Origin of the sequence: Kribbella sp. NPDC051718 (assembly GCF_040681515.1) — a bacterium.
GTDB lineage: Bacteria > Actinomycetota > Actinomycetes > Propionibacteriales > Kribbellaceae > Kribbella.
Genome location: NZ_JBFAYZ010000013.1, coordinates 14,890 through 30,248, shown reverse-complemented (window position 1 = coordinate 30,248; position 15,359 = coordinate 14,890). Strand labels below are relative to the sequence as shown.

The 15,359-nt window shown below is 67.0% G+C and carries 13 protein-coding genes and 1 pseudogene; 8 read left to right on the top strand and 6 right to left on the bottom strand.

The window, feature by feature from the left end:
- Positions 1–9 precede the first annotated feature (9 nt).
- From AB0M15_RS36105 to dnaA, 6 genes and pseudogenes are all read right to left on the bottom strand, one after another.
- Positions 10–1,329 carry a hypothetical protein gene (locus tag AB0M15_RS36105; protein WP_363829247.1) on the bottom strand — a complete coding sequence of 440 codons (1,320 nt, stop codon included), beginning with the start codon at positions 1,327–1,329 and terminating at the stop codon, positions 10–12.
- A gap of 44 nt (positions 1,330–1,373) precedes the next feature.
- Complete coding sequence (locus AB0M15_RS36100; protein WP_363829244.1) at positions 1,374–1,928, bottom strand: DciA family protein; 555 nt, start codon at positions 1,926–1,928, stop codon at positions 1,374–1,376.
- On the bottom strand, positions 1,921–3,063 hold the full coding sequence (gene recF / locus AB0M15_RS36095; protein ID WP_363829240.1) for a DNA replication/repair protein RecF: 1,143 nt from the start codon (positions 3,061–3,063) through the stop codon (positions 1,921–1,923). The genes AB0M15_RS36100 and recF overlap by 8 nt, the downstream gene beginning before the upstream one ends.
- 100 nt (positions 3,064–3,163) lie before the next feature.
- Positions 3,164–4,084, bottom strand: a complete 921-nt coding sequence (gene gnd, locus AB0M15_RS36090; protein WP_363829235.1) for a phosphogluconate dehydrogenase (NAD(+)-dependent, decarboxylating) — start codon at positions 4,082–4,084, stop codon at positions 3,164–3,166.
- Between the two features lie 34 nt (positions 4,085–4,118).
- Positions 4,119–5,264 (bottom strand): DNA polymerase III subunit beta, encoded by a 1,146-nt coding sequence (gene dnaN / locus AB0M15_RS36085; protein WP_328331498.1) that lies wholly within the window; start codon positions 5,262–5,264, stop codon positions 4,119–4,121.
- 511 nt (positions 5,265–5,775) lie between these two features.
- A pseudogene (dnaA, locus tag AB0M15_RS36080) lies at positions 5,776–7,410 on the bottom strand (chromosomal replication initiator protein DnaA); the annotation flags it as partial.
- 698 nt (positions 7,411–8,108) lie between these two features.
- On the opposite strand from dnaA, the gene rpmH reads away from it, so the two are divergent.
- From rpmH to AB0M15_RS36040, 8 genes are all read left to right on the top strand, one after another.
- The gene (gene rpmH / locus AB0M15_RS36075) at positions 8,109–8,246 is read left to right on the top strand and encodes a 50S ribosomal protein L34 (RefSeq protein WP_083933330.1); all 138 of its coding nucleotides are present in this window, start codon (positions 8,109–8,111) and stop codon (positions 8,244–8,246) included.
- A gap of 30 nt (positions 8,247–8,276) precedes the next feature.
- Positions 8,277–8,618 carry a ribonuclease P protein component gene (gene rnpA, locus AB0M15_RS36070; protein ID WP_363829229.1) on the top strand — a complete coding sequence of 114 codons (342 nt, stop codon included), beginning with the start codon at positions 8,277–8,279 and terminating at the stop codon, positions 8,616–8,618.
- A complete protein-coding gene (gene yidD / locus AB0M15_RS36065; protein ID WP_328331490.1) occupies positions 8,615–8,926 on the top strand; it encodes a membrane protein insertion efficiency factor YidD in 312 nt (103 codons plus the stop codon). Before rnpA ends, yidD begins: the two co-directional genes overlap by 4 nt.
- The gene (yidC, locus tag AB0M15_RS36060; RefSeq protein ID WP_363829218.1) at positions 8,927–10,147 is read left to right on the top strand and encodes a membrane protein insertase YidC; all 1,221 of its coding nucleotides are present in this window, start codon (positions 8,927–8,929) and stop codon (positions 10,145–10,147) included.
- A gap of 116 nt (positions 10,148–10,263) precedes the next feature.
- Entirely contained in the window at positions 10,264–10,776 is a 513-nt protein-coding gene (locus AB0M15_RS36055) for a R3H domain-containing nucleic acid-binding protein (protein ID WP_363829909.1), read from the top strand.
- 52 nt (positions 10,777–10,828) lie between these two features.
- Positions 10,829–11,503, top strand: coding sequence for a 16S rRNA (guanine(527)-N(7))-methyltransferase RsmG (rsmG, locus tag AB0M15_RS36050; protein WP_363829211.1), 675 nt, complete (start codon positions 10,829–10,831; stop codon positions 11,501–11,503).
- A gap of 1,064 nt (positions 11,504–12,567) precedes the next feature.
- Positions 12,568–13,506, top strand: a complete 939-nt coding sequence (locus AB0M15_RS36045; protein ID WP_343967958.1) for an AAA family ATPase — start codon at positions 12,568–12,570, stop codon at positions 13,504–13,506.
- 273 nt (positions 13,507–13,779) lie between these two features.
- Positions 13,780–14,754: a ParB/RepB/Spo0J family partition protein gene (locus AB0M15_RS36040; RefSeq protein WP_363829201.1), complete on the top strand. Its 975-nt coding sequence runs from the start codon at positions 13,780–13,782 to the stop codon at positions 14,752–14,754.
- Positions 14,755–15,359 lie beyond the last annotated feature (605 nt).

The following is a 15,359-nucleotide window of genomic DNA, read 5'->3' as shown; positions in this document are numbered from 1 at the left end:
CGTCGTTCCTCAGGCGTTCGCCGGTTCTTCTTTCGCGGCCGCCGCTTCACCGCGACGCTCGGCGCCGACCGAGATACAAAGGTCGAAAGCCGCCGCCAGCAAGGCGATTCGCAGTGTCTGGAAGACGACGTCGGTGACCACCTGGGCGATCTCGTTGTTCATCTCGCCCCACTCGAGACCGTGCACACCGAGCATCCGTACGACGGCTGCGAACGCCCAGTCGTCGGCGAGCAGCCACACGGTGTAGACCATGCAGACCACCCCGAGGAAGACCGGTCCGACCCGGACCAGCAGCCGGAATGCCGTCAGCGCCGGGTAGAACTTCTCCCGCAGTCCACCGAGTAGCAAGTTCGGCGCCTGATTGGTGAGAGCGACCAGGCGACTGGGCTGCGGCGCCTCTTCCGCCGCGGCCAGCTGGCCGCCGAAGCGACGCTCGATCCGGGTTCCGCGGAACACCCCGCTGCTGGTCAGCACGCGGTGCCCGAAGACGACGGTGGTGATCGCGAGCCAGGTCAACGGCTCGGCGACGCCGGAGGTGAACAGCGGCCAGAGGCTGTCCCAGAAGAAGCCCCAGAGGAACTCGATGCCGGCCGGGATCGGGATGTGGATCCCGGCGAAGAAGTCCTTCAGCCCGTCCCACCAGCCGGTGGCGATGTACCAGAAGTCCCGGTCCTTGACCCAGTCCTTGAAGTCGCCGACCGCGTGCGGCGTCACCACGACGGTGAGCAGGACGAAGAACGCCTCGGCCCAGACCTGCGCGAACTTGACCGGCCGGCTCGGCCAGCGGTTGTCGACCGCCTCGAGCACGCGGCGGAGTACGAGCAGGATCACCAGAGCCGGCAGGAAGGAGCGCCAGGCGCCGTTGTACACATCGAAGAAGTTCGCCCCGCCGCCGAGGCCGCGCTGGACGATGCTGGTGACCGACAGCGTCTTGAGCTGGTCGTCCAGGAATCCCCAGGCGGACCAGACCGCGACCAAGGGCAACAGAGTGATGGCGAGCAGCTCCATCAGCCCTTGCTGGGTTGGGTCCGAGGTCTCCTCGGCCTTGTCGCTGGCCGCGTCGCGCCAACGGTAGAGCGAGGTCGCGCAGGTCCGGATCATGCCGACCGTGGCGGCGATCTGGATCAGCACACCGGTCGAGAACAGCCCGACCGCGAGACTCGAATGCTGATGCTCGTCCAGCCAGAGCGCGCCCTGGATCGAGGTGCGGAAGCCGACGTACCCGGCGAGGAACCAGGTCGTCAGCGGCAACAGGTTGCGCCACCACAACCGGAAGGTATCTCCGACCAGGTGGATCAGCTCTCGAAAACCGTCAACGATCGCGCGCATCGCGCCTGATCCTAGGTGATCGGGTGGGTCTCTACAGCAGCCGATCAGCCATAGGTATCGCGCGGTCCGCGGCCGCCACGGACAGTGCGCGGACCCTTGCGCCAGCTGGGGGCGTTGGGGCCTTCGACCTTGACCCGGGTGACGGTGCCATCGCCCAGTTCGGCGTTGAGGCGGCGGACGAGATCGGGGGCGAGCAGGCGTACCTGTGTAGCCCAGGCAGTGGAGTCGGTACGAACGGTGAGCTCGGTGTCCGTGTAGCTCTCCGGCTGGCAGTGCGAGGCCATCTCCGGGCCGACGATGGACGGCCAGCGGGCCATCACGCCGTGCACCGCGACGTCGACCTCCCAGCCCTGGTCGCGCATCAGCCGGCCGAGGGTGTTGGTGAGCGACTGCGGATCGCGGTCGTCGGGCCGGGAGCCGCTGACCTGGTTGCCGGTCGGGCGACGACGGCGGGTCTTCTTGACAGGCTGGATCGGGCCCGCCCCTTTGAGCCGGCCGGCCAGCGCCTTCGCCAGCTCGAGGCCTCGTTTGTCGTGCTCGACCTCCTCGACCGGCTCGCTCTCGAAGCCGCTCTCAGAGGAATTCGGGCCTTCAGACACGACTGACCGAGCCCCCGCCGACCTCGAACCGGGCACCGCTCAGCTCCGCCGGTACGTCGGCACCGACGGCCGCGGTGACGAGGACCTGTTCAGCGGGCGCGACGAGTTCGGCCAGCCGGTCGCGCCGGCTGGTGTCGAGCTCGGCGAACACGTCGTCCAGAATCAGCACCGGCTCACCCCCGTCCGACCTCAGCAACTCGTACGACGCCAGCCGCAACGCGAGCGCGAACGACCAGGACTCACCGTGACTCGCATACCCCTTCGCAGGCAAGTCCCCGAGCCCCAGCACCACGTCGTCACGATGCGGTCCGACCAGCGAAACACCACGTTCGAGCTCGTCGTTCCGCCGGTCCCGTACTGCGTTCTGCAACACCTCGGCGAGTTGCTCCCGACTGGCCACACCGGGCTCCAACGGTACCGACGACTTGTACTCCAGCCGGGCATCACCCTTGCCCCGGGCAACAGCGTCGTACGAGCCAGAAACCAACGGGCGAAGGGATTCCAGCAGGTCTAGCCGCGCCGCCAGGAGCTCGGATCCGGTGGTGATCAGGTGCGAATCCCAGACATCGAGAGTGCGCAGTTGGCCCTCGATTGCTCCACCAGAACGATTCTGGCGTCTGGCCACCGCGGCGCTCTTCAGCAACGAGTTCCGCTGCTTGAGGATCCGGTCGTAGTCCTGCCGGACGCCGGCGAATCGGGGTGACCGCAGGGTGAGCAGCTCGTCCAGGAAATGGCGCCGCTCGGATGGATCGCCCTTCACCAGCGCGAGGTCCTCGGGCGCAAAAAGCACCGTACGGAGCAATCCGAGCACTTCGCGCGGCCGGGGCACCGGCGACCGGTTGATCCGGGCCCGGTTTGCCCTCCCAGGATTGATTTCCAGCTCGACGACCAGGTCGCGTTCGTGGTCGGAGCGGATCTCGGTCCGCACGATCGCGCGCGGAGCGCCGGCCCGGACCAGCGGCGCGTCGCTGGCGACCCGGTGGGAACCGAGGGTCGCGGTGTAGTGGATCGCCTCCACCAGGTTGGTCTTGCCCTGGCCGTTCGGGCCGACGAAGGCGGTCACGCCGGCTTCGAGCTGGACCTCCGCCTGCTGGTACGACCGGAAGTCAATCAGTCCGAGCGCGGTGACAAACACCTGAATTCCTCTGCTGGGCGGATCCTGAGGGCGGTGGCCCCGAGTCGCCGATCGTACAGAGTCCGGGCCGCCGGATGTAGCGGCGACCCGGACTCGGTGCTCAGTGCTGGATCGGCGGGGTGGCGTACGACGGGTCGGCCGCCGCGCCCTTGACCGCGTGGCCACCGAACTGGTTGCGCATCGCGGCGATCGCCTTCATCGCGGGGGAGTCGTCCTGGCGGGACGCGAACCGCGCGAACAGCGACGCGGCGATCGCCGGCACCGGTACGGCGTGGTCGATCGCGGCCTCGACGGTCCAGCGACCCTCGCCCGAGTCGTCCGCGTAGCCGCGGATCTTGTCCAGGTGGGTGTCTTCCTTGAGCGCATTGACCATCAGGTCGAGCAGCCAGGACCGGATCACCGTGCCCTCGCGCCAGGAGTCGAACGCCTCGGGCACGTTCTCGACGATCTCCGCGGCCTCGAGCAGCTCGAAGCCCTCGGCGTACGCCTGCATGATCGCGTACTCGATGCCGTTGTGGACCATCTTGGCGAAGTGGCCGGCGCCGACCTTGCCGGCGTGCACGAAACCGAACTCGCCTTCGGGCTTCAGGGCGGTGAAGATCGGCATCAGCGTGGTGACGGTGTCGGTGTCGCCACCGCACATCAGCGCGTAGCCGTTCTCCAGACCCCAGACGCCACCGGACACCCCGCAGTCGACGAACTTGATGCCCTTGTGGGACAGCAGTTCGGCGCGCCGGATGTCATCGGTCCAGCGGCTGTTGCCGCCGTCGATCACGATGTCGCCTTCGGAGAGCAGTTCGGCCAGCTCGGTCAGTACCGGGTCGATGGCCTGGACCGGCACCATCACCCAGACCACCTTCGGCTGGTCGGTCGCGGTCAGCTTGCCGACCATGTCGGCCAGGTCTGTCGCATCGGAGATGGCTTGGTTGTGATCGAAACCGACGACGGTCAGGCCTGCGCCGCGAATCCGCTCGCGCATGTTGCCGCCCATCTTGCCGAGACCGACAAGGCCGAGCTCCATCGTGAATCCCCTTGTTCTGTTGGCGTTTCGCTGATCAGCTGTTCAGGCGAACCGGCATCAGCACGTACCGGAACTCGCTGATCGGGTCGCCGTCGAAATCCTTCACGCCGGTCAGTTCGGCCGGCTTCGTCGCCTGCGTGAAGGCCAGGTGCGCGACCGGGGTGCCGATCGCGTTCAGACCGTCGAGCAGGTACGTCGGGTTGAATCCCACGGTAACCGGCTCGCCAACCACGCGGGCCTCGATCGACTCCGACGCCTGAGCTTCGTCGCCGCTGCCGGCGTCCAGGGTCACGGTGTCGTCGGAGAATGTCAGCCGGACCGGCGCGTTGCGCTCAGCCACCAGCGCGACTCGCTTGACCGCCTCGACCAGGGTCGCGGTGTCGATCCGGACCCGGGTCGCGATCGCCGCGTCGGTCGGGATGATGCCGCGGACCTTCGGGAACTCGCCGTCGAGCAACCGGGTGGTCGCGCGCCGGTTGCCGCCGGAGACCTCGCCCTCGAATCCGACGATGCCTTCGCCGCTGCCCGGGGCTGCCAGGGAGACGATGATGTCGGTTCCGGTCATCGCCTTCGCGGTTTCCGAAAGCACGCGGGCCGGGATAAGGGCTGCAGCAGAGGCATCTGGGCTCTGCGGGTTCCATTCGAGCTCGCGGATCGCCAACCGGTACCGGTCGGTGGCCAGCAACGAGATCGTCGACCCCTCGATCTCGACCCGTACGCCGGTGAGCACCGGCAAGGTGTCCTCACGACCGGCCGCGGTGACAACCTGCGCGACCGCCTGAGCGAAAACGTCGCTGCGGACGGTACCGGAGGCCGCCGGAAGATCTGGCAAAGCCGGATATTCCTCTGTGGGAAGCGTTTGGAGCGTGAACCGCGACGTGCCACAGGTGACTTGCGCCTTCGCGCCGTCCACCGAGATGTCCACGGGCTGGTTCGGGAGACTTTTCGAGATGTCGGCGACCAGCCGGCCGGAGATCAGGCACTTGCCGGTATCGGCCACCTGAGCCGGAACGGTCACGCGGACGGAGGTCTCGTAGTCGAAGCCGGACAGAGTGATCTGGCCTTCCTCGGCCTCGACCAACAGTCCGGCAAGGATCGGAACGCTCGGACGACTGGGCAAACTGCGCGCGGCCCAGGCCACCGACTCGGCCAGTACGTCGCGCTCGACGCGAAACTTCACCGCTGGGTGCCTCCTGTTTCGGCTGTGTGCCAGGCAGATCCTGCCACGGACAGATGTGATGTGCGCCAACCGGGCTTGACGTGGCGGTTCGGGCGGGTCGCGTCAAGAGCATCCAGGTGCTCGTGGGGACAGCCTGACAGGCCGGTCCGGGAGGCGCTCTGGCAGGTGCGAAATCCGAGTTTTCCCCAGGAAGGCCGGCCAGAAACTTTTTCTGTCTGGAGCCTCATTAGGGATTCCATAGTGTTCTTCGCACCTGTGGATCTTGTGGAAAAGGGGCGAGTTCGCAGGTCAGACCCGGTTTTGCCCTGTGGGTGGGCTGTGGACGGATTGGGGGTGTTCTCTGGATGCCTGGGTACGACGGATTCTCTGCACACACCCAATCCACAGGTGAGACCGCTGTGTCCACCGAGATACCCACAGTTATCCACAGGACTGTCCCCAGCCTGTGTGGTTCGTGTGACCGCGTCGTAGCGCTCGGCGTACACGCTTTTCGACCCGGTCACACGGCACCTCATTGCTGCTTGGCCTGATGCTTGATCCGGTTGGTCAACTCGGTCACCTGGTTGAAGACACTGCGCCGTTCCGACATCAGCTGGCGGATCTTCCGCTCGGCGTGCATGACGGTCGTGTGGTCGCGGCCACCGAACTGCTGACCGATCTTCGGCAGCGAGAGGTCGGTCAGTTCGCGGCACAGGTACATCGCGATCTGCCTGGCCGTCACGAGTACCCGGCTGCGGCTCGAACCGCAGAGGTCGTCGATCGACAATCCGAAGTACGAGGCGGTCTGGCCCATGATCATGCTGGCCGTCACCTCGGGCTTGCTGCCTTCGGGGATCAGGTCCTTCAGCACGATCTCGGCCAGGGACAGATCGACCGGCTGCCGGTTGAGGCTGGCGAACGCGGTCACCCGGATCAGCGCGCCCTCGAGCTCACGGATGTTGGTCTGCACCTTGCTCGCGATGAACTCGAGCACCTCGGGCGGCGCGGTCAGCCGCTCGGTGGCGGCCTTCTTGCGCAGGATCGCGATCCGGGTCTCCAGGTCGGGCGGCTGGATGTCGGTGATCAGACCCCACTCGAACCGGTTCCGCAGCCGGTCCTCCAGCGCCTCGAGCCGTTTCGGCGCCCGGTCGGAGCTGATCACGATCTGCTTGTTCGCGTTGTGCAGGGTGTTGAACGTGTGGAAGAACTCTTCCTGGGTCTGGATCTTGCCTTCCAGGAACTGGATGTCGTCGATCAGCAGCACGTCGACGTCGCGGTAGCGGCGCTGGAACTGGGCCGCCTTGTCGTCGCGGATCGCGTTGATGAAGTCGTTGGTGAACTCTTCGCTGGAGACGTACCTGACCCGCGCGCCGGTGTAGAGACTGCGGACGTAGTGCCCGATCGCGTGCAGAAGGTGCGTTTTTCCTAGCCCAGAGTCCCCGTAAATGAGCTGCGGGTTGTACGCCTTGCCCGGCGCCTCGGCGACGGCGACAGCTGCCGCGTGGGCGAACCGGTTCGAGCTACCGATCACGAAGGTCTCGAACGTGTACTTCGGGTTGAGCCGCGCCTCACCTTGCGAGTCGGTGGGCGGCTGGAACTGTGCCGAGCCGTTCGGCGGCGGCGCCACCGAAAGCGGCGGGGGCGGCGGCTGGATCTGCTGGATCGGCTCGGGCTGCTGTTGAAGATGCGTCGGCTTCTGCAGCGCCGGCGCAGGAGCTAGCTGCTCAGCCTGCTGATGCTGCGGTTGATGCATCGGGTGCTGCGCCGGTGGTACCGGCTGCTGCATCGGTTGGTGCTGCGGCTGCTCGTACGGCTGCTCGACCCGCTGACCGAACGGCTGGGTCAGCGGTCGGTTCGGCGGCTGGTTGATCGGCGACTGATAAACCGGCGCCTGCTCCCGTACTACGGGCTGCGGAGCCGGCGCCGGCTCGCGAAGCTCGGGATCGAGCGACGGGTCGACCGTGACGGCGATCCGGATGTCGCGGCCGAAGCTCTCGGTGAGGATGCGCTCCAGGTCGGGTCGCAGCCTCGTCTCCAGCTGACCCCGGGTGAAATCGTCCGGAACCGCGACGATCGCGGTGCTCTCGTGCAGCGTCACCGGCCGGGAATTCGTCAGCCAGGCGCGCTGGTTCGGTGGCAGTCCGGCGAGGACCCTGGTCCAGGCAACGTCCAGATCATTCACTTCCGCCTTGCTTTCCGCACTGGCGGACTGGTCCTCGACCACGCGTTGCTCCCCGAATCCTTCGCTGCGGTGGCCGGCGCTCCCGGGCTGGTCCCCGGTGCAACGCGACCATTCGACCCGGCACCCCACCCGTGCCGCCGGTCGGCCGCACGTAGCAGTTGCTTTCTCCTCAGCCGGTTTTCCTCATTGTCCACATCGTTGTCCACAGTTGTGAACGAAGCGTGGAGCCAGTTGGTTACCGGTCTCGGGGTGTGGGACCTCTGGTGTGAGGGGCTGACGCTAACAAGTCCGGCTATGCCGCTTCAAGCCGTCATCCACAGGCTATGGGGCGTAAATTGGGGGCAACCTGCGGCGTGTCGGGTAGACGTCGGAGCGTAATCGTGTTCGCTGTCGAGCCGGACTGTCGCCGTCGGTAGCGGTGGTGACCTGCCAGTGACCGACCTCTGACAGGCGGTTCCATCCACAGGCCTGTGGAAAAGTATGGGGACGGCTGGTTTGACCTGTCCACAGGCCGCCACGTACCGTGGATCAGTCGGTATTGAACCGGCCGTTTCGTGCTGCGCTCCCTACGGGACCGTCCTTCTCTTGAAGGTTCTCGAGCGGTGGGCCAGGACCTGCACCAGGGACAGATCTATCAGTGGATTTGTCGACAAATGTGATCTCGAGTAACCGGAGTCATTCCAGTGAGCAAGCGGACGTTCCAGCCGAACAACCGGCGTCGGCACAAGAAGCACGGCTTCCGTCTTCGGATGCGCACCCGTGCGGGTCGCGCCATCCTCGCAACGCGTCGTGCGAAGGGTCGCCAGCGCCTCGCGGCCTGACGCCGTTGAGCTGGCGACGGTGACCACCTCGTGTTACCCGCGTCGAACCGGTTACGCCGGTCCGACGACTTCCGTCGCGCCGTCCGAACCGGACGCCGCGCCGGTCGGCGTGCCGTGGTGGTCCATCTGTTGCCGGCGACCGATCCGGCGGCCGAGCCTGCTCGTGTCGGATTCGTGGTGAACAAGGCGGTGGGCAATGCGGTTCTGCGGAACCGCGTCCACCGCCGTCTGCGCGCTGTGATGGCGGCGCAGCTCCCCGGCCTGCCGGCCGGCAGCCTGACCGTTGTCCGGGCGCTGCCGCCGTCGGGCTCTTCGTCGTTCGAGGAGCTGACGGCCGACGTACAGGCCGCGCTGTCCCGGGTCCTGCGATGAAGATCGCGCCCGTCAAGTACGGGATCATCGGTTTTCTGAAGTTGTACCGGAAGTTCGTCAGCCCGATGTACGGGCAGGTGTGCCGGTTCTACCCCAGTTGTTCTGCTTACGCCCTGGAAGCGGTCGAACGCCACGGCGCGGTGCGCGGTAGCTGGCTGGCGGCGAGGAGACTCGCCCGCTGCCACCCGTGGAACCCCGGCGGCTACGACCCCGTTCCACCCACAGATGTCGACCAGCGCGGAGATGCAGTCTCCGCCAACCAGCCCGAGCCGTCTACCGACGGTGGGCCTGTGCAGCGAGGTGCTTGAGTGACTCTTCTGGCCATCCCCGAACTCGCGTTGTGGGACGGGATCGTAGACATTTTCAACGCCGTGATGACGCCGCTGTACTGGGCGGTGTCGGCGCTGCTGGTGGGATGGCACTGGCTGCTGTCACAGGTGTTCGATCCGAACAGTGGCTGGGCCTGGGCGCTGTCCATCGCCGGCCTGACCATCGTCATCCGGACGCTGCTGATCCCGCTGTTCGTGCGGCAGATCCGCTCCAGCCGGAACATGCAGCTGCTGCAGCCGAAGATGAAGGAGCTGCAGAAGAAGTACGGCCACGACCGGGAGAAGCTCGGTCAGGAAATGATGAAGCTGTACAAGGAGACCGGGACCAACCCGTTCTCCTCGTGTCTGCCGCTGCTGCTGCAGTCGCCGATCTTCCTGGCGCTGTTCCGGGTCCTCGACTACGCGTCGAAGGGCAAGTGGCACAGCGAGATCATGAAGGATCACGTCAACTCGCTGCAGCACGCGAAGATCTTCGGCGCGGAGATCTCGCAGACCTTCCTGAAGGCGAACGGCGAGGGCGCCGGCAACGTCAAGGTGGTCGCCATCGTGCTGATCATCCTGATGACCGCGACGATGTTCACCACCCAGCTGCAGCTGATGCGCAAGAACATGCCGAAGGAGGCCCTCGAGGGCCAGGCGGCGCAGATGCAGAAGATCATGCTGTACGTCTTCCCGGTCTTCTTCCTGATCGGTGGCTTCAACTTCCCGATCGGTGTGCTCATCTACTGGTTCGTCTCGAACCTGTGGACGATGGGCCAGCAGTTCTACGTGATCCGCCGCAACCCCGCTCCGGGCACGCCGGCCTTCGACGCGATGGAGGCCCGTAAGCGCGAGCACAACCTGCGCGCAGGCCGGCCGGCCGATGAGGGCCTGGGCGGCGCCGCTGAGGATGGCTCGGTCGCGACCGACCGTCGCCCGGCGAACCGGCAGCAGCCGAAGCGTCAGTCCCGCAGCACCCGGAAGACCGTCGCCCCGGCGGCCGGTGAGTCCGCGGTGCAGGACACGCCCAAGGTGCAGGACACCCCGAAGGCGTCGAGCAACGGGCAGCAGCCGGTGAAGAAGGCCGCGGCGAAGCAGACGTCCGGACAGACCTCGGGAGCGAAGCGACAGCCGGCCGCGAAGTCCCGCGCCGCACGTCAGGCCGCCCAGAAGAAGGCCGCGCAGAAGAAGCCCGGTGGTGGCTCCGGCGGCCGTTCCTGACGCTCGTCGTCCGAACGGCCGGCTGACCCGGCACCCCGTTTTTCTCTCTGCTGTGTACGACCTGGATCCCCGTGGGGCGGATCTCGAAACGTGAAGGAGTGGCCGTGAGCGACGGCATGCAGAACACCGAGGCGGCGGAGAAGTCCGCGCCGGCAGACCAGGCGAGTGACCGGCTGAAGGCACTGGAGGCCGAGAGCGACATCGCGGCCGACTACCTGGAAGAGCTGCTGGACATCGCCGATCTCGATGGCGACATTGATATGGACATCGACGGCGACCGCGCGGCGGTCTCGATCGTCGGCGCCGACCTGAGCAACCTGGTCGGCGAGAACGGCAAGGTGCTCGAGGCGCTCCAGGAGCTGACCCGGCTGGCCGTCTACCGGGAGACCGGTGAGCGGTCGCGGCTGATGCTGGACGTGTCGAACTACCGGGCCAACCGGAAGACCGAACTGGAAGAGGTCGGGCGGAAGGCCGTCGACGAGGTGAAGGCCTCGGGCGAGGCGGTCAAGCTCGCCCCGATGACGCCGTTCGAGCGCAAGGTCGTTCACGACGTCGTGGCCGCCGCCGGCCTGACCAGCGAGTCCGAGGGCGAGGAGCCGCGTCGCCGGGTCGTCGTCCAGCCCGCGTGATCGCCGTGTTCTGCTCGTGACGGACGACGTTTCACGTGAAACACCGCCGCTCGTGGAGAAGCTGTACCCACGAGCGGCGGAGCGGCTTGCGGCGTACGCCGAGCTGCTGGCGACCGAAGGAACACTGCGCGGACTGATCGGTCCGCGCGAGGTGCCGAAGCTGTGGGATCGGCATCTGCTGAACTGTGCGGTGCTGGAGCGCTTGATCCCGGAGGAGTCCACGGTCGCCGACATCGGCACCGGGGCCGGCCTGCCGGGGATCGTGCTCGCCCTCGTTCGTCCTGACCTCCAGGTGTCGCTCGTCGAGCCGCTGCTCCGGCGCACCACGTTCTTGGAAGAAGCGGTGGATCTCCTCGGCTGCACCAACGCGGTCGTGGTCCGTGCTCGTGCCGAGGACCTGATTCCCGGCACTCGCTCCGGTGCGGAGGGCGCCGCCCGCGGCCAGGCGCCGTACGACGTGGTGGCATCGCGCGCGGTTGCTCCGCTCGGCAAGCTGGCCGGTTGGTGCCTGCCGCTGACTGCCGAGGGCGGCTTGATGCTGGCAATGAAGGGCGCCTCCGCAGAGGAGGAACTAGCCGCTTCCGAAGCCGAACTCGAGGCTCTGGGCGCCGAAGAATGGCACGTCCACCAACTCGGTGTCGATGAACTGGCCCAGCCGACGACAGTCGTGAGTATTGTGGCCGGACGTGCTGCGCGGGGTTCGCAGCACAGGAGACGCGGGAGGTGATCGGGTTCGTGAGTCGTGCCCTCGGATGGCCTGAGAAGAGCACCGGTGAACCCCGGCACTCCCAAGGAATCGGCTGGCCCGCCGACCACCCCACCACCCCCCAACTCGACCCCGCCCTCGGGCCCGACGACTCCCGGTCCAACGACTCCAGCTCCAATGGCCCGCGGTCCAGCGACCTCCGGTCCAGCGACCTGACGTCCAGCGACCTGAAGTCCGACGATTCGACGTCCGACGACTCGACGTCGGACGAGTCCAGGTCCGAAGCTCCCACGTCTGACCTGTCCGCGCCCGAGGCCCCTGCGCCCGACTCACTCCCGACTGTCGCTGCCAGCGCCCCCATGACCGACGCGCAAGCCCCGGCACCCGCAGCCGAGCCACAGACGGCGCGAGCCGACGCGGCAGCCGTCCATTCGGACGAGCAAGCCACCCAGCTCTCCGCTGCGCCCTCAGCTGCACCTGGCGACGCCGCTCTGCCAGAGGCCGAGGCTGGCTACGCCGCAGCCAGCTACGCCGCAGCCAGCAACGCCGCATCCACCGACTCCGTACCTGCTGCGGATGCTGCGCCCCTCGACGCTGCGCCCACCAATGCCGCACCTGCGGACGCCGCACCTGCGGATGCGTCGCCTGATACCGCGGCGCCGGCGCGTGGGTTGCCGGCGGCTCCGGTGTTTACTCCGCCGACGCGACCGGAATCGACCCTCGATTCTGCTGGACGGGTTGAGTTGGACGGGTCGGCCGAGCGAGACTTTGACGGAACCCCGGAAGGGCAGTCAGCGCTTCAGGCGGCCGCTTCGATCGGGCTCGGTGACGAGCCGGAGGCGACGCCATCAGAAGCCGTTTCACGTGAAACTCCAAAGGCCGTTTCGCCCGAAACGACCGCCGCCGAGGGGACTGAGGAAGAGTTCCCCGAATCGCCCCGGCCTGTGGATGACTACCCCCTGGAAACGCCTCCTCACGCGGGAACTCATCCACAGAGGGCTGTGGATAAACCTGGGGGCAGAGCCGCTCCGACCCCCACCGACATCCTCTTCGGGCCAAGTACCGCACCTATCGGAATGGGCGCTATGACTGCCGCACAGATCGCCGCGCGGGCCACCTCGGACGAGCTTCAGCGACGACTTCTCGAAACTCCGATCGCCGCCGCCACCGAACGGACCCTGCTGGTGAATGAAGGACGCACGATGGGCCGCGAGTTCCCGCTGCCCGCAGAGACCCGGGTCTTCGTGGTCGCCAACCAAAAGGGTGGCGTCGGCAAGACCACAACAACCGTCAACGTCGCCGCCGGCCTCGCGCTGTACGGCGCGCGCATCCTGGTGATCGACCTCGACCCCCAGGGCAACGCCTCGACGGCGCTCGGCATCGAGCACTCGGAAGGCACCCCTGGTGTCTACGAGGCCGTCATCGAGGGGGAGCCGCTGAGCAAGCTGCTCGCACCCTGCGCCGAGCACCCCGGCATCGTGGTTGTCCCGGCCACGATCGACCTGGCCGGCGCCGAGATCGAACTCGTCAGCATCGTCGCTCGGGAGAGCCGGCTGAAGAAGGCGCTCGACCAGCACCTGGCCGAGACCGAGGCCGCGGGCGAGAGGTACGACTACGTCTTCATCGACTGCCCGCCGTCCCTCGGCCTGCTGACCGTGAACGCGCTGACCGCGGCCCGCGAGGTACTGGTCCCGATCCAGAGCGAGTACTACGCGCTCGAGGGTCTGTCCCAGTTGCTCCGCCACATCGACATGGTGAAGTCGCACCTGAATCCAACTCTCGATGTGTCGACAATTCTGCTCACCATGTACGACGCCCGCACCAAGCTGGCCGGCGAGGTGGCGACCGAGGTGCGCAATCACTTCCAGGACTCGGTACTGCGCACCGCGGTGCCGCGCTCGGTCCGGATCTCGGAAGCGCCGAGCCATGGCCAGACGGTGCTCGCGTACGACCCGGCCTCGGCCGGTGCACTGTCCTACCTGGAGGCATCGCGAGAGATCGCGATGCGCAACAACGCCTCCTGACCCGAACCGAACCAACGGCTCGCCGGCACTGCTGGCGAGCCGTTCGTTGTAGCACCGGCGTTTCACGTGAAACAGCCATGGATAGCTAGCGTTCCACGTGAAACCGGACCGCAGGCGCAGCTGGTGTTCCACGTGAAACGGCTTGCTGGTGAGGGAGTTCTCCACAGGAGGGGGGACCGGCTCTCCGGCCGTCACCTGAGACCAGCTACCGTGGCGCAGTTGCTGTCGACGACACTTGATCGATCCGAAGCAGTTGAACTCGAGGGAGCAGCGATGAACACCCGACTCGGACGCGGACTCGGTGCGCTGATTCCCAGCACCCCTGCTCCCGGCACAACCAGCACCCTGGGCAGCAAGTCCAGCTCGATTCCGGGAGCGCCGCCGGTCCAGGCCGGCCCCGAGCTCGCTGCCGTCCCCGGCGCGGAGTTCGCCGAGATCGACGTCGAGAAGATCACCCCGAACCCGAAGCAGCCCCGCAGCGTCTTCGACGAGGACGCGATGGCGGAGCTCGTGCACTCGGTCAAGGAGATCGGCCTGCTGCAGCCGATCGTCGTCCGGCGGCTGACCGATACGACGTACGAACTCGTGATGGGTGAACGCCGCTGGCGCGCGACCCAGCTGGCCGGCCTCACCACGATCCCCGCGATCGTCCGGGACACGTCCGACGACGTCATGCTCCGCGACGCGCTGCTGGAGAACCTGCACCGCAGCCAGCTGAACCCGCTGGAAGAAGCCGCGGCGTACCAGCAGATGCTCGACGACTTCGACTGCACCCAGGAAGTCCTGGCCAGCCGGATCGGCCGCTCCCGTCCGCAGATCTCCAACACCCTGCGCCTGCTGAAGCTCCCGGCTTCGGTCCAGCGGCGAGTAGCCGCCGGCGTCCTGTCGGCGGGCCACGCCCGCGCTCTCCTAGGTCTCCCTAGCGGCGACGCCATCGAACGCCTAGCTCAACGCATCGTCGCCGAAGGCATGTCGGTCCGCACCGTCGAAGAGATCGTCGCGATGGGCGACATGTCCGCCGACGACCCGACCCCGGCTCGCCGGCGCAACAAGCCCGTAGCCCCCCGCCTGGTCGACCTGGCCGACCGCCTCTCCGACCGCTTCGAAACCCGAGTAAAAGTAGACCTAGGCAAAACCAAGGGCCGCATCACCGTCGAATTCGCCACCATCGACGACCTAGAACGAATAGTCACCCTGATGGACCCCAACAAGACGTCCACGGACCCCACCGAAACCCCCGAGCCCTAACCCGGACAGCCGCGCCCCTACGTCAGCGCGGCACCCACCTCGAGCCCCACCCCCACGTCCTGTGCGATCCCACCCGATCCCACAGGGCGTCCTGCTACCCACCACCCCACAGACGCCGAATACCGCTCCGGCACCGCACCGCTCCGCCAACCACCACGAGATGAACCGGCTGGGGATCTACCCAGTGGGATGGATCGGGTTGGGGGACCTGCCGCCGCCAGACCTCCGCCGCACCAGGCGGGTCCGGTGGGGGAAGAACCTCAGTAGGAGAAGGACCCTTGGGGAAGGACGCGGTGGGAGAAGCGCCCCCGGTGGGAGAAGCGCCCCCGGTGGGATGGACCGGCTGGGGGCAGGATCCGGTGGAGGAAGGGTCCGGTGGAGGAAGAGTCCGGTGGAGGAAGAGTCCGGTGGGCAGGGACGGGGGTAAGGACTGGGTGGGGCAAGGACCGGGTGAGGTAAAAACCGGGTTTGACGGTGTGCGGGTTGGACGAAGACCCAGTTGGAGGCCGAGCAGCAACAGCTCCTTCGAGCCGACGAGTAGGACTGTCCCTCGCCACCCGCCTGCTGCCCGACACTCGTGCTCCCAAGCCCAGACCACGATCACG